Source organism: Mucilaginibacter paludis DSM 18603 (assembly GCF_000166195.2).
Taxonomy (GTDB): domain Bacteria; phylum Bacteroidota; class Bacteroidia; order Sphingobacteriales; family Sphingobacteriaceae; genus Mucilaginibacter; species Mucilaginibacter paludis.
In genome coordinates, this window is record NZ_CM001403.1 from 3,228,173 (window position 1) to 3,252,644 (window position 24,472).

Below are 24,472 nucleotides of genomic sequence, written 5' to 3' on the forward strand. Positions count from 1 at the left end.
GTGATGAAAAGTAAATTATTAACCACCATAGCATTATCAATGCTAACCATTATATACTCAGGTTGTAAGCTTGAAGACAACCCGACCAATGCGGTAACAACGGCATCGCTAACATCCACTTCGGATGGTTTATTGAACGCGGTAAACGGCGCTTATGCTTTATTTAAGGATCATGAAGTATTTCAGGGTACAACAGATTTAAATAACATGTACCTGCGCCAGTATTTCCAGATGGCTGATTTTGCATCAGATGATGTGGTATGCGGGCAGGTAACTACGGATCCCCTGTTTCTTTCGTTTTCGTTAAACTTCGTTCCTAATCAGCAAAATGCAAGTTATTTTTGGTATATCTCCTACAAAATAATCAGCGATGCCAATACGGTGATTGACCAGGGCGGCAAAATATCCAATCCTACAGCGGCACAGCAGCAACTTATTGGCGAGTGTTACTTTTTAAGGGCATTTTGCCATTTTAACCTGGCTCGTTTTTTTGCAGAACCTTATACCATCAATCCATCTGCACCCGGTATTATTTTACGTACATCAACTACAGATAATCCTGTTAAAGCACGCTCATCCGTTCAGGATACCTATAATCAGATCATTGCCGATGCTGTACAAGGAGCATCGTTAATGAACCAGTCGCGCGGGGTGCAATATGCCACCAAAGAAGCGGCGTGGGCATTGCTTTCGCGAGTATATTTATACAAGGCCGATTATACCAACTGTATCAATTACTCCAATATGGTGATCAATTCGGGCAAATTTACCGAAAGTACCGCAAGCCAGTACACTTCGTTATTTGCTAACGCGCCTTCAAATCCCGAAACTATATTTTGCATCGCTTTTACCACGCTTGATGATTACGGTAAATTAGGTTCTATTGCGTCACAATATTATTCGGACGGTAACTCCGGTTGGGGCGAAGAATATGCTTCGCAACCTTTACGCGACCTGTATGCGAAGAATCCGGCAGATGTACGTACCTCATACATCGTCGACCTGGTTGATGCAAGCGGTGCACAGCAATATAAAAATGGCATCCCTATTTATTACGTAACCAAGTTTTCTTTCCAGGGAGGGAGCCCTACCCTAAGCTCGCCGGTGATGTTCCGTTTATCAGAAATGTATTTGAACCGGGCAGAATCAGAAGCTAACCTTAGCCAAACTGCTGCGGCCCTTACCGATGTAGACATGATCAGGAAAAACCGGGGCTTAACCGCTGCGCTTTATAATGGTGTTGTACCTGCCGGACAAACATTGCTGAATACCGTATTGCAGGAAAGAAGATTGGAATTAGCCTTTGAGGCCGACCGTACCTTTACCGTATACCGTAATAAAATGACAATGGATAAAACCTATTGGGGTTACCATTTGCAGGGTTTACAGGCAAGTGATATTGATTTGAGTGTTGCCCCGGCTAATTACCCCAACATGACTATTCCGTATACCAGCACAAAAATTATTTATTATATACCTCAGCAAGAGATTTTGTCGAACTCCTTAGCTACTCAAAATCCATAAGTATAGTTACAGCTCACTTAAAAAAGGAAATGATATGAAAAAATTAAAATATATACTGGGCAGCATGTTACTGTTGGGTGCGGTTACCCTTTATTCGTGCAAAAAAAATAAGGATGTTGAAGTAAAGGATGTTGTTTTTACTGATGTGGTAAAAAGTTATGATGTTACCTTTACCAATACCACAACGGATGCATCATCTTTTAAATGGGATTTTGGCGACGGTACAACTTCAACACTACAAAGCCCAAAGCATACTTATACTAAAAAGGGAAAGTTTTTAGTTACCCTGTATGCTACCTTAACTAACGGGCAGGTAATTAATGGTTCAACTATTATCAATGTATCCAAAAGTTCGCCAATTGTGTTAACTGATAACTCATTTGCCGATTGGGATACCATATCAACCGTATTTACACCAACCACCGCGCTTGGAGGCGTAGTAAAACAAGCTAAATTTGATTACGATAGCCAGAATGTATATATCTATATGAAGCTGGCGGTAAAAGTTGCCGATGCAAACGTGTTCGACTTTTACCTGGATAGTGATAATAATTCGGCAACCGGTTATACCACCGGATCTATACCCGGTGGCGGATACGATTTCTTAATGGAAGGTAACATTCTTTCAGACCCCAATAGCCTTGCGCAATTCCAGCATTTGGATACCGGCGGCCAGGCTGCCTGGGCATGGAACCAGCTGAGTATTTCAGGATTTTACACCATGGGCACCATACAGGAAGCAAATGGAATTACCACTGTTGAAATGTCTTTATCGCGCAGCAAAATAAGTGGTTTAATAGGTACAGGCATGAAATTGGGTATCATCGTCAGTACATCGGGTTATTCTCCGATAGGCTATTTGCCAGGCCAGAATCTGGCGCCAATTACATTGAATATCAGTCAGTAATTATCGCGACAAGCAAGGTTAAAGCTATAATGATAAAGCACTAATGGAAAACGTTATTCCTAAATCATCAAACAGGCTCATCTCCTTAGATGTAATGCGTGGGTTAATTATGATACTGCTGGCCGGCGAAAGCTGCCTGCTGTACGAAAACTTGCATGCACTGCATTTAGGAGGTGTTGCCGATGGTTTTATTGAGCAATTTTTCCATGCCCAATGGCGGGGCCTTCACTTTTGGGATTGTGTGCAACCCGGCTTTATGCTGATGGCTGGCGCGGCCATGTATATCTCCTACTATTCAAAATTGCAAAAGGGAGTAACATGGAAACAGAACTTTAAGCACATCGCCATTCGTTCGGTAAAATTATTTGTATTGGGCACAGGCTTGCATTGTATTTATGCCGGTAAGCTGGTGTTCGAGCTTTGGAATGTGTTAACACAACTATCAGTTACCACGCTTATTGCCTATTTGATCATCAACAGGTCGTTTTGGTTCCAGGTTGGGGTCTCTGTAGCTTTATTAATTGTTACCGATGTATTGTACCGAACCATACTTGTGCCCGGCTTTAATCAGCCTTTTGTAGAGTTTCACAACTTTGGAGCTTATATGGATACCCTGTTAATGGGTAAAATCAATACCGATGGGTGGGTAGCCATTAACATAATACCTACCGCGGCCCATACAATATGGGGAGTACTGGCAGGCAGGTTGTTGATATCCGGGCAAACGCCGGGCAAAAAAATTAAACTGCTGCTTATCGCTGGTGTAATTGCCCTGGTTGCCGGTTTCGGGCTCGACCTGGCCAATATAACTCCAATTATCAAGCGTATCAGCACCAGTTCATTTGCATTGGCTTCGGGCGGATGGGTACTGCTCATATTGGCTTTTATGTATTGGCTTGTTGATATTAAACAGGTAAATAAGTACGCGTGGGTATGTGTGGTGGTGGGGATGAATTCGATATTTATTTACCTGTTTTTTGAAACCGTGGGTGCGCAATGGTTTAACGGCGCAATCGGTATTTTTATAAAAGGCTTTTTAGGTTTTAGTGCATTGCCTATGCCAATCATAGCGGTTATTTCTTCACTCGTTACTTTGTTTGCCGAGTGGTACCTGTGCTATTTTTTGAGTAAACATAAAGTATTCATTAAGATATAACTGTGCATTAATAGCCGGTTATTAAATCAAGATATCTCATAAGCATGAAAAACACAATAATGGCCGCTTTAATATTGCTGGCAATGTCGGCATGCAGTAAAAAGAATAACTCTGCTGATCAGGGTACTGATAAAACCACAACCACTACAAGCTACACCGAAAATAACGCGGATATTGTAAATCCGGAACGGGGTTTCTTTCAGTATGCCGAAGTTCACGCCAGCAATTATATTCCGTTAAGCTTAACTACGCTTGCCGGTTACCGTAACACGCAAAGTATAAGCGGGGCCACATATACGGTAGCCTGTAGCTTGGTATTTGTAGAATACGTACTCGATAGTTTTGTTAGTACGCCTATATCGGCAGATTTTTTAACCAAATTTGATCAGGATTGCGCTACGGCGCGCAAGGCTGGCGTTAAACTGATCCCGCGTTTTATTTATACCAATACCACCCATACAGGTAGCTGTGCTTCACAATCGGTTTGTCCTGTTTACGGCGATGCCAATAAAGCAATTGTATTGCAACATATTGGCCAGCTCGCACCACATTTGCAGACTAACGAAGATGTGATTGCCGTAATGCAGCTGGGCTTTATAGGCATCTACGGCGAAAATTATTATACCGACTACTTTGGCGATGCTTCATCAAACGGGCAGGGTAAACTACTCGATCAAAACTGGCAGGATCGGATTGATGTATTAAAAGCCATGCTGGCCGCAGTACCCACTGACCGTATGGTACAGGTACGCATTCCCCAGTTAAAAGAAAGATATGTTTACGGTATTAAGGCTAATGTTAATTCGGCCGCGCTAACGGATGCCGAAGCATTTACCGGGACTGATAAAGCCAGGATAGGATTCCATAACGATTGCTTTTTGGCAAGCGCCAACGACGAAGGTACTTATTTTGATTATGGCAACTCATCAAGCCCGGCAGCCGATGCAACCACGGCTTTAAGAAACTTTGAAAAATTTGATACCAAATATGTAGCTGTGGGAGGCGAAACCTGCGACGACTCCTACACGCCACAAAATGCCTGTGAACCTACAGGTATAGCCAAATCTGAATTTGCTGCTTTTCATTACAGTTTTTTAAACGCAGGGTATAACTTAAGCGTGAACAATAAGTGGGTTAGCGGTGGCTGTATGGATAGCATCAGGCTAAAGCTTGGGTATCGACTGATATTAAAAACAGCTAAAATACCAACAGCTGCCAGTGTTGGCAACAAAATAAATATTGCGCTTACCATCAATAACGCAGGGTACGCATCGCCGTTTAACCCGCGGCCTGTACAATTGCTGCTGCGCAGCCAAAGCAGCGGTAAGGTATCAACCATAGCTTTTGATACCGATATCCGCAAATGGTATACAGGCACAATAAACTTACAGCAGACGTTAGCGTTACCTGCCGATGTTGTTGCAGGCACTTACGATGTATTGCTGAACATGCCGGATAATTCGGCAACGCTCTCCGCAAACCCCAACTACAGTATTCAGTTAGCAAACAGCGGTACCTGGGAAACGGCTACCGGCTACAATAATTTAAAAGTAACTATAACCGTAAAATAATTATGGGAAAGATATTGGTTACAGAAAAAGCCAACAACAAGCTGTACTGGAAAGCAACGAACGGTTTAGATGTGATGATGGCATTTGCCTGGGCCTGCGAAAATTATATTGGTAACAATCCTTTTTAATAGTGATAAAAATGAACAGAAGATTTTTGTTGAGTTTGATTTGTTTGTTAGTGGCCGGGAGTACGCACTCTGTTGCCCAGGTTGATTACCCGGGCAAGGAGCCTGGCCCGGCGCTTATCAAAAAGACTACCGGCAGCGTGGTGTTTACCAACAATGCATTAACCATGAGTTTTTCAACAGCGGGCAAGCATTTAACTATTACCGGGTTTGATGATAAACAAAGTCACGAACATTTGGCTATCGGTAAGGGCGTTTTGTTTTCGATATCGGTAGGGCAAAAGCTTATTACCTCAAACGAATTTACGTTGATAGGCGACGCCGTTGTTTCAACCCTCGGCGGTTATACAGAAGCTACCAAAGCTGCCGATAAATTACCCGGGAAAAAGATAACTGCCGATCTGGAAAATAAACAACTGGGCTTAAAAGTACATTGGGAAGCCAGCTTACTCAATGGTGCAAATTATGTTCGCCAGGTTTTTACTTTCGTAGCCTCATATTCGGTAAATGTCTCCAAAATTACGCTGGTGCAATTACCGGCAACTGCGAATGCCATAAAGAAAGGCACAGTAGATGGCTCGCCTTTGGTACACAACACCCTATTTTTTGCTTTGGAGCATCCCATGAGCCAAACTGGCGGCGGTAAAATCAATAATTCGATTTTTTTACCACGTTTAAACCCGGTAGACCATGATGCACCTTTAACCCTGTCGTCGGTATGGGGAACTACACCCACAGGGCAGTTGCGCCGTGGTTTTTTATACTATGTGGAGCGCGAGCGGGCACAACCCTATCATCAGATGCTGCACTATAATTCATGGTTTGACATATCATGGGACAACCGCAAGCTGAACGACAGCGTTTGCCTCGACAGGATCAAAGTATTTAAAGATAGCCTGATTGATAAGCGAAAGGTGCAGCTAAAAGCCTTTTTGTTTGATGATGGCTGGGATGATAACAAAACCTTGTGGAAGTTTAACGCGGGTTTCCCCGATGGGTTCGGCAATATCAAGACGGCCGCCAAAGCTGCTCATTCTACATTGGGTGTTTGGATATCGCCCTGGGGCGGGTACAATGAGCCAAAAGAACAGCGTATAGCTTATGGCAAAAAACAATCTCCGCCCTTTGAAACTAACGAGAATGGTTTCTCATTAACAGGCCCTGTTTATTACGATCGTTTTAGGGCGGTAACTACCAATTTTATCAAGAACTACGACATCAGCATGTTCAAATTTGACGGTGTAGGAGCCGGCAATGGAGCCAGCGGTGCAAATATCACCTATCAAAAAGATATCGAAGCGTTTTTAAAGCTGATCAACGGCTTGAGAGAAGAAAAGCCTGATCTGTACCTCAGTTTAACAGTTGGTACATGGCCATCGGTTTATTGGTTAAAATATGGCGATGCAATTTGGCGCGCTGGTGAAGATACAGGTGTGGAAGGAGACGGCCCTAAAAGGCAACAATGGATTACTTATAAAGATGCGCAGGCCTACAAAAACATTGTTAAACGCGCTCCTTTGTACCCTTTAAACTCGGTAATGTACCATGGTATTTGCATTGCCGATAACGGCTTGCCGGGTCAGCTTGAAATGGATGATAAAAACATAAGCGATGAAGTGTGGATGTTTTTTGGTTCGGGCACCAGCCTGCAAGAGCTTTATGTTAATCCGCATAAGCTAAATACAGCAGATTGGGATTGCATTAAAAATGCATCCAACTGGTCCAAAGCCAATGCCAAAGCACTTGATGACGTTCATTGGGTTGGTGGCGATCCGGCCAAAGGGGAAGTTTACGGCTATGCCGGATGGAGCGACAAAAATGGCGTGTTAAGCTTACGAAACCCATCACCACGGCCGCAAACTTTTGTGGTGAATGTTGCCAACATGCTGGATATACCTGCTGGTTATAACAAGAGCTATAAATTTTATAATGCTAAAACCGGGGGTGAACAAGCGGCTTACCAGGGCGAGAGCTTTACTGTAAAACTGGCTCCGTTTGAGGTAAAAGTAATGAGTGCTAATCAGTAAAAAAATATACTGATGGGAAATGTGTGCAAATGCTAATCTCTGTGTGTTCGGACACGCAAATTTTATTTACCTTTGTAAGGTGCTTAATAAGTAAAGCAAAAAACATATAGCGCGCTTACAAATACGGTTATTGAAGATACATGAATAACAAACCGATGAGTTATAATTTTAAAAACATTATATCATTTTTTAATACACGCGGGGGCGATTTTGAGGTTACACCTTTCGGGTCGGGCCATATCAACGATACTTTTTTAGTTAAGAGTACTATCGGTGAATGCACCTGTTACCTGTTGCAAAAAATTAACCATTTTGTTTTTAAGGATATAGATGGACTGATGAACAATATGGTTTGTGTTATTCATCATTTAAAAGAAAAAACAAAGCAAAGTCAAGGTAATCCCGAGAAGGAAGTTTTAACCCTGGTGGCCTGTAACGATGGAAAGTATTATAAATACGAAGACGGAAATTACTGGCGCTTGACTTACTTTTTAGAAGATACCCAAAGTTATGACCTGGTAACCACCCAAAAGCAAGCTTACCAGGGTGGAGTGGCTTTCGGCCGCTTCCAATATATGCTTTCTGATCTTGATCCGGCGCTGATCGTTGATGTTATTCCCGATTTTTTGAATATTGAGAAACGCCTTAAGGATTTTAACATCGCTATTGCTGCCAACAAAGCCAGCCGGCTTAGCGGTGTTGTTTCCGAAGTGGAGTATTTAAACAGCTGGTCAACAGCCATGAGCGATATACTGGAACAGGGTAAAGCCGGGGTACTGCCGTTGCGAATCACCCATAACGATACCAAATTCAACAATATATTGCTCGATAAAAACAACAACATACAATGTGTGATTGATCTGGATACGGTGATGCCGGGTTATGTTGCTTATGATTTTGGCGATGCTATCCGCAGTATTATAAATACCGCCGTTGAGGACGAAAAAGATCTGGATGCTATACAGCTCAACATTCCGCTATTTGCCGAGTTTACCAAGGGGTACCTGAGCCAAACCCAATCCTTTTTAACCGAAGCTGAATTAAAATCATTAATTACAGGTGTGTTGCTGTTACCATATATGCAGTCTGTTAGGTTTTTAACCGATTATTTAGATGGCGACCTCTATTACAAAACACATTTTGCAGAGCATAACCTGCAGCGCACGCGTGCCCAAATGCAGCTCCTTAAAATGCTGGATTTAAACAGAAACAAACTAAGCGATATCGTTAATACAGAATGGGCTCAATTAAAGCAAAACCCAAGTGTTGAAAAAGTATCTGCCACAGAATGATGATCGCCATTTGCCTCCCCGCGTCTTTAAAAAACAATCATATATGCCACGTTTAAATCTTTTAGAGGAAACCAGGTTTGAAAAACTACCCGTTACCGTATATGCCGACAGGCTTACGGCTTCCAAAATAGTAGCAAAACGCATTGCTGCTATCATTACTGCTAAAGCCGCCAAAAGTGAAAATACCGTACTTGGCCTTGCCACAGGTGTAACGCCAATTGCTGTTTACCAGGAACTGGTAAGGCTGCACCGGGAAGAAGGGTTGAGCTTTAAAAATGTGATCACTTTTAACCTGGATGAGTATTACCCCATGCAGCCAACAGCTATACAAAGCTATAAAGCCTTTATGCTTGATCATTTGTTTAGCCATGTGGATATTGATATGGCTAATGTACACGTTCCGGATGGCAGGCTTGATGTGGAAGAAATAGCTGAATACTGTTTAGCGTACGAGCAAAAAATTTCGGCCTTAGGCGGCCTCGATCTGCAAATATTAGGTATAGGCCGCACCGGGCACATTGGGTTTAATGAACCGGGCTCGGCTCCAAATTCAGGCACCCGCCTTGTTTCGTTAGATGATTTAACACGTAACGATGCCGCCCATGATTTCGGCGGCAAAAGCAACGTGCCTGCAAAGGCCATTACTATGGGTATAGGCACCATATTTAAAGCCCGCGAAATTATTTTAATGGCATGGGGAATTAAAAAGGCACCCATACTTAAAAAAGCTGTTGAAGGTGAAATTTCGGCAGATGTACCGGCAACTTACCTGCAACTGTCGGATCAGGTAGAGTTTATTGTTGATCAGGCGGCAGCTTCGGAGCTTACCCGTTTTAACACGCCCTGGCTGGTTAAGGATTGTGACTGGAGCAATCCGCAACTGGTCAAAAAGGCCGTTATATGGCTGGCTAAAACGCTTAACAAACCGGTATTGAAATTAACCGAAGACGATTATAATAACCATGGCATGGCCCAGTTGGCTACCGAGAAAGGGCCGGTTTATCATATCAATATCAACATATTTAACCTGTTGCAACGTACCATAACAGGTTGGCCCGGCGGCAAACCTAATGCCGACGACAGCCAGCGGCCTGAACGGGCAGAACCGGCCCAAAAACGGGTGATCGTGTTTTCGCCACATCCGGATGATGATGTAATATCAATGGGTGGCACGTTTATCCGTTTGGCCGATCAGGGTCATGATGTGCACGTAGCCTATCAAACTTCGGGCAACAGTGCCGTTTGGGATGATGATGCGTTGCGTTATATTGAGTTTGCCGTTGATCTTTCCGGCTCATCCAATACAGACCGGCCTACATTGCAGCATCTGTATAAAACCACCCGTTCTTTTATCGACACCAAACAGCCCAACCAAACAGATACTGCCGAGTTACAAACTATTAAGGGGCTGATACGTAAGGGAGAGGCTTTTGCAGGGGCGAGGTTTGTAGGTTTGCAAGACGACCACATTCACTTTCAGGATCTGCCGTTTTACGACAGAAGGAAGCTGAGTAAAAATGTATCGTACGATGATGATATACAACAAACGATGCAGCTTTTACAGCAGGTAAAACCGCACCAGGTTTATGCCGCCGGCGATTTTGCCGATCCGCATGGCACACACGAAACCTGCTTTAATATCATTCTCGAATCGTTAAAACGCCTTGCGCAAACCGAAGCCTGGGTGAAAGACTGCTGGTTATGGTTATACCGTGGCGCATGGCACGAGTTTGAAACCTTTGAGATAGAAATGTGCGTACCCCTGTCACCCAAAGAAGTTGAGCGTAAGCGCCTGGCTATCTTCAAGCACCAGTCGCAAAAAGACAGGCCGGTTTTTCCGGGCGATGATGCCCGTGAATTTTGGGTACGCGCCGAGGACCGTACCAGTGAAACAGCTAATGTTTATAACCAGCTTGGCCTGGCAGAATATGAAGCCATGGAAGCCTTTATTAAGTGGGATTTTAACCATTGATCAAATGACATTAATTAAATCAATTTCCGGCATCAGGGGTACTATCGGCGGCAAGCCGGGCAATGGCCTCACCCCGAACGATATTGTTAAATACACGGCCGCCTATGGCCGTTGGGTAATTCAGACTACAGGTAAAAGCAAAGTTGTAATAGGGCGTGATGCCCGTATATCAGGCGAGATGGTTAAAAACCTGGTGGTAGGCACGTTAATGAGTATTGGCATTGATGTGGTAGATATAGGCCTATCAACAACGCCAACTGTGGAGATTGCCGTTCCCGCGGAGCATGCCGGGGGTGGTATCATTATAACCGCGAGCCATAACCCTAAACAGTGGAACGCGCTTAAGTTATTGAATGCCTACGGCGAGTTTATTAACGATGAAGAAGGTAAAAAGGTATTGGAAATAGCAGAAGATACCGAACTGGAATTTGCCAGAATTGATCAGATCGGAAAATTAACCGGTAATGATAGTTATCTGCAAAAACATATTGACAGCATATTGGCTCTGCCGCTGGTTGATGTGGAAGCGATAAGAAAGGCTGACTTTAAGGTGGTGATTGATTGTGTAAACTCAACCGGAGGCTTGTTTTTACCGCCGCTGTTAAAAGCGCTTGGCGTTAACCAGGTTGAAGAATTATATTGTACACCCAACGGCGAATTTCCGCATAACCCGGAACCTTTGCCCGAGAATTTGCTTGCGCTATCGGCCAGGGTAATAGAAACGGGTGCCGGTTTGGGCATAGCGGTTGATCCGGATGTAGACCGCCTGTGTTTTGTTGATGAGAACGGTGCCATGTTTGGCGAAGAATATACACTTGTTGCCGTTGCTGATTATGTTTTACAACATACGCCAGGCAACACAGTATCAAACCTGTCATCAACCCGCGCTCTGGCCGATGTTACAGAATTGCATAAAGGCATTTACAATGCATCGGCAGTGGGCGAGGTTAACGTGGTGAACAAAATGAAAGAAACCAATGCCGTAATTGGTGGCGAAGGCAACGGAGGGATCATCTACCCAGCCTCTCATTATGGCCGTGATGCTTTGGTTGGTATCGCCTTGTTTTTAACGCATTTGGCAAAAACCGGTATATCCGTATCCGCTTTAAGAGGTAGCTATCCCGCTTATCATATCTCAAAAAATAAAATCACTTTAACAGATGGTTTTGATATTGATAGTTTGTTGAGGCAGGTAGAATTATTATATCAGCACCAGCCTTATAGTACCATTGATGGCTTAAAAATAGAATTTGATAAACAATGGGTACACCTACGCAAATCAAATACCGAGCCGGTGATCAGGATATATGCAGAAGCCGGATCTATAGAGCAGGCCGATAACTTGGCGAAAAAAATGATGGCAGAGATAGCAAGTATTGCCAATATTTAACCCATAGGTTATCCATTAAAATAAACGCCATATCGCCATGACCACTAAAAAATCAACAAGGCAGTTCGTTTTCTTTTTGCTAACTATACTGCCATTGTTTTCGGCAGCACAGCAGCATTTTAAAATTTTAAAGGGCGAAAAATGGTATGGCGGTACGGTTGATGAGGGTATTATGGCTCCATACCATCCAGGCTATACTTTCGATTTGTTTGGGAACAATAATGATAATCAATCGGCGCCGCTGTTATTATCATCATCCGGCAGATATATCTGGAGCAATCAACCCTTTAAGTTTACATTCTCTGAAAACGAGTTACTCATTTCGGATAATCTCGACAGCGTCAACATTCACAATAGTGGAAAAACACTCGCGGAGGCTTTTAAGGCCGCCAGCAGCGCGCATTTTAAGGCAAGCGCCTTGATGCCCGATAGCTTGCTGTTTGCACAACCACAGTATAACACCTGGATAGAGTTGGTTTACAACCAAAACCAAGCCGATATTCTGAAATATGCCCACGCTATCATTGATAACGGTTTCCCGCCGGGTGTTTTGATGATTGATGACAACTGGGCCGATTATTACGGCAAATTCGCTTTCCGGAAAGACAGGTTTCCGGATGCCAGGCAAATGATCACAGAATTGCATCAGCTGGGTTTCAGGGTAATGATATGGGTTAGTCCGTTTATCTCGCCGGATACGCAAATCTTTCGCGACCTGAATGATAAGCGATTGTTAATCATGGATAACAACGGCGATAAAACCCTGAAATGGCAGGATGCAACCAAACCCGCAATTATCAGCTGGTGGAACGGTTATAGCGCATGCCTTGACTTTACCAATGATGCCGCTCAGACCTGGTATAAACAGCAACTTGATGGAATGATGTCCGCTTACGGCGTAGACGGGTTTAAGTTTGATGCCGGGGATATCGAGTTTTATACAGGGAACATGGTAACTTTTCAAAAAAAGAATGCGAACGAACAAAGCGAACTTTGGGGAGTTTTTGGAACGCGTTATAAATTAAACGAATACCGCGCCATGTGGAAACGGGGCGGCCAACCTATTGCCGAGCGCCTTCGCGACAAAAAGCATAATTGGAACGATCTTAAAAAACTAATACCCAATATAACCGCCGCCGGTTTGTTGGGCTATCAGTTTACCTGCCCGGATATGATAGGCGGTGGCGAGTACGGCTCGTTTATCGGCCTGGCTAAGTTTGATCAGGACCTGGTGGTACGGTCTGCCGAGTGCAGTGCATTGATGCCCATGATGCAGTTTTCGGTAGCACCGTGGCGCATTCTGGACAAAGAGCACTTGGCGGCCGTTAAAAAAGCAGTGCTGTTACGTAAAAAATACAAATCTTATATTCTGCAATGCGTAGTAGCATCAGCACAAAGCGGTGAACCTGTAATAAGGAACCTGGAATACGTTTTCCCGGGCCAGGCCCTTGCGGAAGTTAAAGATCAATTTATGTTGGGCAATCGCCTGTTGGTTGCTCCTGTTCTCGACAAAACTTCTGCCAGGATGGTTTATTTTCCAAAAGGAAAATGGAAGGGCCAGGATGGGAAAGTATTTAAAGGGCCATTAAATGTGAAGATAGAGGCATCTATTGGAGACCTGCCGGCTTTTGATAAATTAGATTAGTTAGCGACAGCTAATTTTATAAATCCAAACCGCCGTTTATGTAATGGCGCCATTATTAACCATCTTATAAAAAAATCATGTTTTAAAATATTAGCACTGAGGGAAGTAATCTTGTTTTTATTATAAATTTTTAATTGAAATGAATCAAAAAAAAATTACTACGATAAAAGAGATTGCCAAGGATTTAAAAGTCTCGGCGTCAACCGTTTCAAGAGCACTTCAAGGTCATCCAAGTATTGGGAGCGTTACTATACAAAGGGTTAAAGATTTAGCTAAGGCCTTAAATTATGTTCCTAATAAATCGGCTATATTTTTTAATAAAAACAGGTCCTATACAATTGGTGTGATCGTTCCCTCCCTGTCGGAACCATTCTTCTGTAACGCGTTAAATACAATAGAAAGCGAAGCCTTTATCAGCGATTACAATATTATGATTGGTCAATCGCATGAAAATGCAGATCATGAACTGGATTTAATCAAAAAGATGATGGAATACAGGGTGGATGCAATTATTATATCTATATCCAAGGATACTCATAATTATTCAAGTATTGAGCAGCTTGAAAATGTTCATATACCCATTGTTTTTTTTGACCGGATACCTGATAGAAAAGATGTGCATTTTGTTGTGTCAAATCTTGCACCAGGTGTTCTCAAAGCAATGGATTTACTTGTGGTGAATAGTCATCGTTCTATCGGTTTAATCAACGGGCCGGGCAACCTTATTGCAGCAAAAGACAGGTTAGCGCTCTATGCAAAAGGTCTTAGAGAAAATGGACTACCACTTATATCTGATTATGTTGTTCATACAGATTTAACCCCCAAAGCCAATATAGCTGCATTAAATAAACTGATTAATTTAGAAAATGCCCCTACAGCAATTATTGTTTTTAATGACTATGTTCTACTGGATTGCAGAGATTTTTTAAAATCAAAAGGCTATTCACCAAAGGAAATTTGTTTGGTAGGTTTTTCAAATTTACCGCAATGGAGCTTTTCTGAAAACAAACCATTTGCATCAGTTGAACAATTTCCGTCAGAACAAGGTAAGGCATCTATCCGAATGGCTTTGGATCTGATTGAGAAAAGTAAAAACAATAATGATGTCATCTATCAGCATGTTTCGATAGAGTCAAGCTTAATGGTTTTCTAAAGGGACGCCCCCCTGCTTCATATAAATGTAAATTACACAAACGGTTGCGTAGCGAAAATGGGCTGTTTTATCAGAATTTAAGCAATGTACTTGACTGTTAGATTGTTCTGTAGCTAAAAAAGGTAGAAATTGGAGTTAATTAATCTATAAAAACAAATTATGAAAAAATTATCTTTAATTATGATCTCGATGGCTATCATGAGTAGTTGTTCAAAAACTGCTCTTCAGCCTACTGCGTCAGAAGCTAACCCAACTTTGTCTGTGGGCAAATCATCGAAGGCTTTAACTAACGGCCCAGGCACCAATTATTTTGTTAACGGCGCTACCGGTAGTGATACAAACACCGGCCTTTCCACATCAGTCCCGTTAAAAACCATCCAGGCTGCGTTAAACAAAACTACCGAAGGTGCAGCTGCAACAATAAACGTACTTGCAGGTACCTATTCAGAACGGATATCGTTCCCCCATTCGGGAGCCTCGTCTGCTGCGCCAATCGCGGTGACAAACTATTCCGGAGCAGCGGTATATCTTGATGGTACCAGCACTAATTCTGGTAGTAATACTAATATGGTAACTATTGCGAGCAAAAGCCATGTTCGGTTAAACGGTATCACCATTCAAAATGATATCATGTCCTTTGCCAACGGTATCGCGGTAACAGGCTCCGGTACTGATGTTCAAATAAATGCCTGTTCCATACACAATGTAGGCTGGACAACCAGTATGACGGCCGTTCCAACATCATCAAATAATGCACATGCACTTTTTGTTGAAGGTACCTCATCGACAGCATACAGCAATGTATACATTGGTTACAATACAATTTATAGTTGCGCAACAGGATACAGCGAAGCTCTGTCCCTGACTGGTAACGTAAAGGATTTCTTGATTGAACACAATGTTGTACACGACATCACCAATATTGGTATTGATATGTCGGGCCATTACAGCTATACAACGGCGCCCGATAGCGTAAACTTTGCCAGGGGAGGTAATGTTAATTACAATACCGTATACAATTGTGTATCTCCAGTAGCAACCTCCGGAGGTATCTATGTAGATGGCGGTTCTTATATTAATATACAGGGCAATACATGCTATGCCAACGGTGCCGGTATCACTGTAGGCTGCGAAAACAATAATTACACTGCTACTCAAATCAATGTACGTGATAATTTTATTTATAATAATGTTACTGCCGGCATTATATACGGTTCCAACCAGGCGAACAGTAAGGTGACCTATTCAACCTTGTCAGGCAATACATTTTACAATAACTTTTCGCAAGGTGGCTATGGCGGCGAGGTTGAATATCAAAATACAGATCATTTGAATGTTTTCGATAATATCATCCAGTCAAGGAGCAATGTGGTGGTTATCGCTTTATCAGGCTATACTTCAACAAATTTAACCATGAACTATGATGATTATTATACATCAAGCGGATCATCAGGAACAATTACTTTTGACTGGGGCGGAATTAACTCAGGTGGCTATTACTCATTTGCAAACTTCCAGTCAGGAACAGGTTTAGAAGCAAACGGCCTTTACAATATCCCCGGCTTTATAACTGCAAGCCTGCCAACGCCTAATCTCCATTTAACCAGCACCTCGGCTTGTTTAAATCGTGGTTTACCGGGTTACACAGCAGCATCTGGTGAGCTTGATATTGATTCGCAGGCGCGTGTTCAAAACTCAAGAGTTGATATAGGTGCAGACGAAACAGCCTATTAACAGCTACATTATTCGTTATAACCTAATCCTTGTATGTTAGCAAGGATTAGGTTATTTAATCGCTTTACAGAATATCAATTAAAATTTCTGATAAAAAGTATCGATACCCAATTAATGCTGAGTTAAACAGAAAATTTAAGTTCGCTGGCCAAGCTATTAACCTTATGGTGTTAGAAATAGATGTTACCCGGAAAAGGAGCGAAAAAATCCAAGTCAGCCTACGCTACCACAAGTGATAACAAACGAATTCCGTTTGTTAAATAAACAGGCAACAAAGTATTTTCTGTTAATGTATGCTGGGTAAGTATTTGTTCCCTTATCTAACTTTCTATTGATTAGGCATTTGGTTTCCGGCTATATACTTCACTAAAAGCTCACCATTTCAATTGAATGTTACCCAGCGTAATACCTTGCTACCTCGCTATAACTATCTACATTGGAGATAGTGCAGCTTAGTTAACTGTAAATTGTATCACATCAGACTCAGAAGTATTTCCGACCGCATCTTTAGTGATCACCTTCCAGTAATATTTTGTTGCCGGGGTTACCGAAACATCTACACTGGCAGTTGTTATATCCTTTTTATACAAAGTAGGTACTGATAAAGTGCCAAAATAAACATCGTAGCTCGCTATATCGTTATCTATATCGCTTCCCGTCCAGCTAAGCGTCACTTTGTTATTTGTTGAACTTATAGTTTGCCCTAACGCTGGAATAAGATTATCTGCAGGGAAAGGTGCATAAGCTATAACTCCTGAACCCGAATTGTAAAACTTCCATACATCGCTTTTGGCAGTGCTACTGCTTTTAGTCGATTTTGACGTAATGAACCAGGAATAGGGTGTGTTTCGTAATAAAACGACATCTGCCTGGGGTTGATTAACCGTTTGGGTTGTTATTAGACCGGTCAATAAATTTTTGATTGTTATATCATAGCTATCGGCATTTTCGGCCGCTGTCCATTTAAATGCTATACTGCTTTGCCCGGCAGATATAACACTGCCAGAAATGCAGAGGGCGTTTTGAGCAGGGAACACAAGGGTTGATGTCAACGGGGGTAAACCGGTTGGCGTGTTATCCGAAACATCTTTTTTACCACATCCGGCTAGCAATAATATAAATACGAGCGAAACAAATAACAGTTTTTTCATTTCTTTATGATCTTATAATCTGTTTGAGTAGTTCCGAGCAGCAAGTTCACTACATAAAGCCCTGATTGTAAACTACTTACATCAACATTCAGAACTCCGTTGTTGACAAATGTTTTTGAAAACATCAGCTTTCCGAAAATATTCCTGATCTCGACATTGGCTTGCGGTACATTGTTACCGCCAAGATCAATAGTTAATTTATCAACTACAGGATTTGGATATAAACTCACCAGATCCAGGTTGATGCTCTTCTCAAAAACACCTTGGCATTGCTTATCCGTATAAACTTTAACGTGGTTTATTCCCCGTTTTAAGGGTATGTCTATCTGGGTACCGTTGGTTTGGTATTCGCTATCATTTACCCTAACATAGTAAACTTCTGCACCCGACATATTTAGCGTAGCGATTTGCTTATTTACACTAACTGTTGAGTAAACCGAAAGGTCTTTAGGCTCGGCAATCACAGCATTAAAACATTTTTGGTAAGTGTTGTTGCCTGTGATGGTAAAACAGATATTATAGTTGCCGGGTACAAGGTTAGTTACACTTAAGCTATCGGCAAAGCCAATGGTTTTCACTGAATTATCCGGACTTGTTAGCGTAGCTATATAATTAAGCTTTTGTACAGCTTTTACACTTATCGAACCGTTGTTAGTCCCTTTACAACTACTACCTGTTGTTGAAACCGTAAAGTTATTGGCCGGTAAAGTGAATGGTACCGGTAGGATGGAAATACTCTTAGATGCCGACTTTTTAACGTTTAATGTTGTATTGGTTTCTACAACAGTTACCAAGCCTGCACCAGGGTTGCCCCAGTTAACGCTGGTTTGATTATTGTTTGACACTGCTGTTCCGCCGGTTACCGCCCACGTATAGTTGCTGCTATTATGGTTAGTTGCGGTATAATTGATATTCGATGTTTTGCTGAACACCGTGTCAGGTCCGCTAATGACCGGATCGGGAATATCCTGAACCACAACCGTGATGGTACGAGGCGTACCGTTATTACAACTATTATAAGGGGTTGCCTGTATGGTATAGGTACCTCCTTGTTTCCAGGCGACGTTTACGCTGTTATTTTGATAAGTGACTGATGCCGGGCCTTGAATAGCCCAACGATAGTATGAATTTGATACAGCAGGTAACGAATAAACATACGTATTCCCCGATACTACAACCGTATCACCCTTTATGTACCCGGCGTTTACTGGTGGTAAACCAACGGAACTATACTTTGTAATAGTCCCTCCATCACCTACAGCTATGGCCGCTCCTTCCGCTATTTTGGTTTGGAAAATGCCTGCGCCAGTTTGTAGAAACCGACTCCAGCTTAAGCCGGCATCAAAGGTCTCATAAATCTCGCTTGATCCACTATTATTGTTGTTTGTAGTGGCATAACCGTGCATCTTATCGTAAAAGGTAAATCCATAAAAGGTAAGTATTGCAGGCGTGTAAATATTAGTCCAGGTTTTGCCCCCATCCGTTGTGCGTATTAAAGTACCTTTCTGACCACCGGCAATCCCGGTTTGGCTATCAAAAAAATAACACGACATTAAAAAGAGATCTCCTGCTATAGTTGAGCTCGTCCAGGTACTTCCCTGGTCAGTAGTTTTATACAAATTACTTCCAAAGCCAACAGCATAAGCCGTTTGTTGATCTACAAAACAAATATCATTAACACCACCTAAAGAGCTAAGGGTAAGAGGCTTTGTCCAGGTGGCTCCGGCATCAACCGTTTTGAAAATACCTGCATAGGTTGAAACAAAGCCAACGTTATCGTTTATAAATTTGATAGTCAGGGCGTTGTTGTTGTAACCAGGCACGTTAAGTTGTGTCCATGTATCGCCGCCATTTATTGTTTTATATACGTAGTTCAAATTACCGTAGTAGCCAACATCTTTACTGGTAAACCAGCTTGCTCTTATTGCGTTGTAAGTATCGCTGGCAACGTTGAGCTTTTTCCACGTAATACCCCCATCAGTTGTTTTAGCATTTCCCGAGCCGAATATATAAACTGTATTGGCATCTAACACATTCTCTGTATAATAATTATCGCCGCCAATTGATGATTTAACGGCCCACGGATCAGAGCCATTCTTCAAATAAATACAACGGCCCTGGCTGGCTGTAGAACCCAAACCTAAGGCGTGGCCTACTAAACAATATTTGTTTTTTGCCGCATTAAAGCCAATACCTAAAAGGGAATTTGCGGTATTTAATTCAGTAGTCCAGGTGGCACCCCCATCTATAGTTTTGTATACCCCGCCGCCATTAAAGCCCAATAAAATATAAAAAGTTTTTTCATCGTAAACCTTCATCCGGTTTATGTACGAGCCCGGGGCAGTACCGGCCTTTGTCCAGGTAGCACCACCATCTTTTGTTTGCAGAATAACACCGTTTGAACAACCTATAAAACCATTGTTAGCATTTGAAAATGCAATGGAACTAAAACCGATATTAAAGCCTTGGCTTGGTGTAGTAACATTTACCCAGGTAGCACCACCATCACTGGTACGCATAAGCAGTTGCCCATTACCGCATATGAAGCCATTATCCTCATCCACGAACCAGCCTGCCGACAAACTACTACCTGAAAAAGAGAGCTTTTTCCATGATTTACCGCCATCGATGGTTTTATATAGTTTATAATCGCCGAACCAATAACCAACAAGGGCCGAATAAAAATAGAACCGGTTAAGATAAGGATAACTCAAGTCAGGTGATTCGATCGGGAACCAGCTGGCGCCGCCGTCTTCTGTTTTAACCATAGAGCCATAGTAACCTAATACATATCCCGTGTTATCATTAAGCATTTGTATGTTGCCGAATGATTCGCTTGTGCCGGTGTTGATTAGGTTCCAGTCTACACCATCATTAACAGATGTTAAGATCTTTCCTTGAGCCCCCACAGCTATGATGCGATTATTGGTATAAGCTACATCGTCTAAAGTATATGCCAGATCTTGCCCGGTTATTCCACATACCGGCGAAACGAGGTCTTCCTGTACATCTGTCACCGCAATAACGAAGTTTTTTTGAAAAACCGATGTATCCTTGGTAGCCTTTACCCTGAGGGTAAAAGTATTTTTAGTTTCAAAATCGAATGACCTGAGAGATTTGAGCTGCCCGTTCGTTATGTTAAAGCTGGCATTATCACCGTCGCCGATACCACTGGTTAAGGTATACTGATATCCGGTGGCCTGGCTGCCCATACTAAACGATCCGATAAGCGTGTTCGATGGAGCATTCTCTAAAATGGAATTGTTGCTGATAGCAAATTTCGGCAAACTATCGGCACTAAACACGATGGCCTTTAGCAAGCCTGCCGCCGGTATATTATTCCTGTTTTTTGCTGTGCCTGCTGCCGTGCCGTTTAGGCTTACTTTGAATAGGCCGTTGGCACTGTCGTTGTTTTTGATAACAAAGGCACCAGTACTTTGCTCCTCTTTAGTTGGGTCGTAAAGTAAATTAAGTGTAGTAGTTTTACCAGGCTGTATTGTTTGGGTAGGTTTGCCATTTACATAAAAAGAATTACCGCTAACGCTTACCTCGCTTAAAATAAGATCTTTATTGCCAATGTTTTTGATATTGATAGCAGTAGTTAGTATGCTGTCTACCTTTGAATTGAAACTGATGTTACCACCGGATGCCAGGTAACCGTAATTCCCTGTCACTTGCATTTGCCCCATGGGGGCATTACTCCAAAGGTCTATAGAATATTGATTGGCTGATGTAAAATATAGCGTACCATTAACATCAAATAACTGGTCGGGGCTTGTGGGTTGGGTGGTTTCCTGCTTAACGGAGTTACCATCAAAACTCGACAGACCTCCGTTACCTGTAAAAAATAGCTTTTGATTAGAAAATACTGGCAACCGGCTCGGCGTCATTGGCGTGGTCGATATTTTTGTAGTACCGGCATCTGTACCATCGCTGGTATACATTAAAAAACTTGATGTTAAAGCAAAGTAGAACTTGTTGTTGTAAAAGGTGAAGTTCTGCATATATGAGTTGCTTTGATGCGAAGACCACGCGTAAGATTTAACTAAATGTGTTCCGCCAGGGGTGCCGTCGCTTGTCCACAAGGCATCTAATGCTTTATCATTGGCATCTACTGTTCTTATACTATAGAAAAAGGTAGACCCAGCAGCGCCCGTAATGTTATCAATGTCAATATCGCCATAAGTAACTGCATTATAGGTTTGTAGTAAGGTAGCAGCATCATTGGCAGGCTCAATTTTATAGAGCCTGATTTTAGGGTGATCATAATTATAGGCAGAGATCATAATGAGTTGATCATTTACCGCATGTAAATGATCAACTACATCATAGTCGTCAACTTTCACCATTTTAGTACCCGCCGCAGTGCCGTCAGACCTCCAAAGCGAGCGGTTATTTCCTGTTGTAAAATATAATGTATTACCTGCAGCTGTCAACTGTGCCAAACCCGACATAGATTGCGTTGTCAACTGTACGGTTCCTGATGCTGTGCCATCCGTTTTCCACAAGGTAATAAAGCCACTGCCTGTTGATGCCGTAAAAAATAACATGCCATTACAAATGGTGAACTGGCTGGGCTGCGAACCATTATCACCAGTGTGGTATTGATTTATATCCTTTAACATACTTGTACCATCAGCAGTGCCATCGCTTACCCATAACTCCTGCCCGTTTACAGAATCATTACCGGCAAAATATATTTTATTATTGTACACTAAAAGATTGGCGATAGGATAAGACACTTGCCCTGGTGCAATGTTTTTGACAAGAACGGTACCTTCAGCGGTGCCGTCAGTTTTCCATAAACCATAGCCTTGCTTAACATCACCACCAGCAAAATACATCATAGTGCCAAGTTTCACAAAAGAAGTTGCTGCCGAAAAGTTTTTGATGAAAGTTTGACCATATAAACCAGACAGACCAATGCACCAAAAAATGGCCATTAAACAGGTTATTCTTTTTATCATATATATATTAAGTGAAAAAGCCTTATTTCGGTGTGAATTACTGAAATAAAAATATAACAATTAAGGGATATAACATTATTTTTTCAACAATTAATCGATATTAATATCCGTTACACAAAATTTTTAAATAATACGATACGGAAATATTCTTGCCAGTGTTCAGCTTACTTCAAACCGGCGACCAACTATCTTTTTGAGATTTGGCTAACGATACTGCGCATTCAATAAGCGGCTGACCTCTGTTTATGGATAACGATCTCCTTGGGGGGACGCTGTGCTTAACAAGTTAATAATGCGATAAGAATATTGAATTAAAGCTGGGCTCTCTGTTAAATTTGTTATTAATTGGAGTGGGGGTAGACGTAACCAGATTACTCTCAAAAACTCATTATTTTTCGCGATTTAGCATTTCTTCTGAAAGCACAACAGGGACAAATGCAATAAGCTAACCGAGTAAACTATGAGTAAATATGATAACGTAAAATGAGTTATTAAGCTTTGATTTTGGCGTTGAATTATTCTGCTGATGCATTTGTACTCCTATTGTTAAAGAAGTTCAGGAACGATTCATAATGTGTTTGAACGGACCTTGCGCAGTTTTAAAAGCATCAATTCCTGAAGATTCTACATCATTATACCAGATTGCCAATCTCTTGAAACCCTGTTTCTTGTCTTTACAGACGGTGAAAATCTGTCCTAAACGAATAGACAGGTTGTAAGCTTTAACCAATAATGGATACCGTGGAAAAAGCAGATCAGCTCTTTCTTTCTGTGATACCGTCCATTTGGATTGATGCTTGAAGAGCAGGTAGCGGCTCCTGGCCAGTAATTGTTTTAAAGCGTCTCTCTTGGTAAATACCTCCGGCTGATAGCTTTGCTTGTTCTTTTTAGCCTCCTCTATAGCTTTATTTTCCTTTCCGGACTACTACTACATTCTTCTTGTTCAGACTCGCTAATATCTATGCGTAAACTTTATACCCACAAGAATTGTGCTTGCTCACCATTTTTTTGCGAAAAGATGAATAATTTGGTGTTTTGAGCAAACTAAAAGCCTGTAAATATTTAATTTACAGGCTTTTAGTTGTTTTTGCATTAATTTTGGCGGAATGGACGGGACATGAATTAATCCCATATATCTTTGATAATTAATACTTTAGCTTAATTTGATTTGCAATGCTCACCACATGCTCACCATTTTTTTGCAACTCCTTGACTGTAATTGACTTACCTAAAGATAAGCATAAATAACGATTGATGCAATATGCTATTGCAGGTAATTTAATCTATATTCTGAAACTCCCTGTAAGACCACGGCGATCGGCGCTGCTCAATCCAGTAAATTTAAATAAGTAAGTGATTGGAATATCCTAAGTCTTTATATAGCTGTTATGAGCCCCTCGGGCGTTTAAGTTTCAGCGCTATTTCCGGTTATCTGTATTGAGGTTGATGTTATCTGCCAGAAGGCCTAATTTGTGCTTTTCTTCCGAAACCTGAAACTGATGGTATTTTCATTGATAATAAATAGTTCTTCGTTTGAAAAATAAAACAATCAATTTTAATGATAGGAGTATATATTCTTCACTTATTACTCTAAGTGAATCTGCTGGTGAGATGAACGTCAAAGTGTTTATATATTCAAAATTGGATAAATCAGCTTTACTTATAACTTTAGCACAAACCCCATGAGAATGCGCCGCAAAATATTCTTTCCCACTCAGCGATATCATTGAAGTCCAAACAATTTTTCTATAATTGGAATTTTACCGCTTTTAACCATAGAGATCTTTCCCTTGATATAAGATTTCACCAGCTTTTGCATATCTTATTTTCGTTTCATCAAATTGATTTTTTCCTACCT

At 41.8% G+C, this 24,472-nt stretch carries 15 protein-coding genes; 12 read left to right on the forward strand and 3 right to left on the reverse strand.

The genetic code is table 11. The features are described from left to right. The first annotated feature begins 3 nt into the window (after positions 1–3). From MUCPA_RS13580 to MUCPA_RS13630, 12 genes are all read left to right on the forward strand, one after another. Complete coding sequence (locus MUCPA_RS13580; RefSeq protein ID WP_008507079.1) at positions 4–1,524, forward strand: RagB/SusD family nutrient uptake outer membrane protein; 1,521 nt, start codon at positions 4–6, stop codon at positions 1,522–1,524. 34 nt (positions 1,525–1,558) lie between these two features. Further along, the gene (locus MUCPA_RS13585) at positions 1,559–2,431 is read left to right on the forward strand and encodes a PKD domain-containing protein (RefSeq protein ID WP_008507081.1); all 873 of its coding nucleotides are present in this window, start codon (positions 1,559–1,561) and stop codon (positions 2,429–2,431) included. 43 nt (positions 2,432–2,474) lie between these two features. Then, a complete protein-coding gene (locus MUCPA_RS13590) occupies positions 2,475–3,587 on the forward strand; it encodes an acyltransferase family protein (RefSeq protein ID WP_008507083.1) in 1,113 nt (370 codons plus the stop codon). Positions 3,588–3,631: 44 nt separating this feature from the next. After that, positions 3,632–5,158, forward strand: a complete 1,527-nt coding sequence (locus MUCPA_RS13595) for a DUF4832 domain-containing protein (protein WP_157543898.1) — start codon at positions 3,632–3,634, stop codon at positions 5,156–5,158. Between the two features lie 2 nt (positions 5,159–5,160). Beyond that, positions 5,161–5,286, forward strand: a complete 126-nt coding sequence (locus MUCPA_RS39235) for a hypothetical protein (RefSeq protein ID WP_008507087.1) — start codon at positions 5,161–5,163, stop codon at positions 5,284–5,286. An 11-nt stretch (positions 5,287–5,297) separates the two neighbouring features. Beyond that, complete coding sequence (locus tag MUCPA_RS13600) at positions 5,298–7,310, forward strand: hypothetical protein (RefSeq protein ID WP_008507089.1); 2,013 nt, start codon at positions 5,298–5,300, stop codon at positions 7,308–7,310. A gap of 140 nt (positions 7,311–7,450) precedes the next feature. Continuing rightward, positions 7,451–8,602 (forward strand): phosphotransferase enzyme family protein, encoded by a 1,152-nt coding sequence (locus tag MUCPA_RS13605; protein WP_233276873.1) that lies wholly within the window; start codon positions 7,451–7,453, stop codon positions 8,600–8,602. 43 nt (positions 8,603–8,645) lie between these two features. Continuing rightward, positions 8,646–10,574 (forward strand): glucosamine-6-phosphate deaminase, encoded by a 1,929-nt coding sequence (locus MUCPA_RS13610; RefSeq protein WP_040625929.1) that lies wholly within the window; start codon positions 8,646–8,648, stop codon positions 10,572–10,574. Between the two features lie 4 nt (positions 10,575–10,578). Next, entirely contained in the window at positions 10,579–11,964 is a 1,386-nt protein-coding gene (gene glmM / locus MUCPA_RS13615; RefSeq protein ID WP_008507094.1) for a phosphoglucosamine mutase, read from the forward strand. Positions 11,965–12,001: 37 nt separating this feature from the next. Then, the gene (locus tag MUCPA_RS13620; RefSeq protein ID WP_008507095.1) at positions 12,002–13,609 is read left to right on the forward strand and encodes a glycoside hydrolase family 31 protein; all 1,608 of its coding nucleotides are present in this window, start codon (positions 12,002–12,004) and stop codon (positions 13,607–13,609) included. A 139-nt stretch (positions 13,610–13,748) separates the two neighbouring features. Beyond that, entirely contained in the window at positions 13,749–14,762 is a 1,014-nt protein-coding gene (locus MUCPA_RS13625; RefSeq protein ID WP_008507096.1) for a LacI family DNA-binding transcriptional regulator, read from the forward strand. Positions 14,763–14,921: 159 nt separating this feature from the next. Next, on the forward strand, positions 14,922–16,496 hold the full coding sequence (locus MUCPA_RS13630) for a right-handed parallel beta-helix repeat-containing protein (RefSeq protein WP_008507098.1): 1,575 nt from the start codon (positions 14,922–14,924) through the stop codon (positions 16,494–16,496). A 452-nt stretch (positions 16,497–16,948) separates the two neighbouring features. On the opposite strand, the gene MUCPA_RS13635 is transcribed toward MUCPA_RS13630, so the two are convergent. From MUCPA_RS13635 to MUCPA_RS39550, 3 genes are all read right to left on the reverse strand, one after another. After that, positions 16,949–17,647, reverse strand: coding sequence for a hypothetical protein (locus MUCPA_RS13635; RefSeq protein ID WP_008507101.1), 699 nt, complete (start codon positions 17,645–17,647; stop codon positions 16,949–16,951). Continuing rightward, positions 17,644–22,614 (reverse strand): YCF48-related protein, encoded by a 4,971-nt coding sequence (locus MUCPA_RS13640; RefSeq protein WP_040625931.1) that lies wholly within the window; start codon positions 22,612–22,614, stop codon positions 17,644–17,646. Before MUCPA_RS13640 ends, MUCPA_RS13635 begins: the two co-directional genes overlap by 4 nt. Before the next feature lie 556 nt (positions 22,615–23,170). Then, a complete protein-coding gene (locus MUCPA_RS39550) occupies positions 23,171–23,515 on the reverse strand; it encodes a transposase (RefSeq protein ID WP_083839334.1) in 345 nt (114 codons plus the stop codon). Between the last annotated feature and the right edge of the window lie 957 nt (positions 23,516–24,472).

Coding starts and splice junctions, on each gene's coding strand:
- MUCPA_RS13580 (WP_008507079.1), top strand. CDS start 4: ATGAAAAGTAAATTATTAACCACCATAGCATTATCAATGCTAACCATT.
- MUCPA_RS13585 (WP_008507081.1), top strand. CDS start 1,559: ATGAAAAAATTAAAATATATACTGGGCAGCATGTTACTGTTGGGTGCG.
- MUCPA_RS13590 (WP_008507083.1), top strand. CDS start 2,475: ATGGAAAACGTTATTCCTAAATCATCAAACAGGCTCATCTCCTTAGAT.
- MUCPA_RS13595 (WP_157543898.1), top strand. CDS start 3,632: ATGAAAAACACAATAATGGCCGCTTTAATATTGCTGGCAATGTCGGCA.
- MUCPA_RS39235 (WP_008507087.1), top strand. CDS start 5,161: ATGGGAAAGATATTGGTTACAGAAAAAGCCAACAACAAGCTGTACTGG.
- MUCPA_RS13600 (WP_008507089.1), top strand. CDS start 5,298: ATGAACAGAAGATTTTTGTTGAGTTTGATTTGTTTGTTAGTGGCCGGG.
- MUCPA_RS13605 (WP_233276873.1), top strand. CDS start 7,451: ATGAATAACAAACCGATGAGTTATAATTTTAAAAACATTATATCATTT.
- MUCPA_RS13610 (WP_040625929.1), top strand. CDS start 8,646: ATGCCACGTTTAAATCTTTTAGAGGAAACCAGGTTTGAAAAACTACCC.
- glmM (WP_008507094.1), top strand. CDS start 10,579: ATGACATTAATTAAATCAATTTCCGGCATCAGGGGTACTATCGGCGGC.
- MUCPA_RS13620 (WP_008507095.1), top strand. CDS start 12,002: ATGACCACTAAAAAATCAACAAGGCAGTTCGTTTTCTTTTTGCTAACT.
- MUCPA_RS13625 (WP_008507096.1), top strand. CDS start 13,749: ATGAATCAAAAAAAAATTACTACGATAAAAGAGATTGCCAAGGATTTA.
- MUCPA_RS13630 (WP_008507098.1), top strand. CDS start 14,922: ATGAAAAAATTATCTTTAATTATGATCTCGATGGCTATCATGAGTAGT.
- MUCPA_RS13635 (WP_008507101.1), bottom strand. CDS start 17,647: ATGAAAAAACTGTTATTTGTTTCGCTCGTATTTATATTATTGCTAGCC.
- MUCPA_RS13640 (WP_040625931.1), bottom strand. CDS start 22,614: ATGATAAAAAGAATAACCTGTTTAATGGCCATTTTTTGGTGCATTGGT.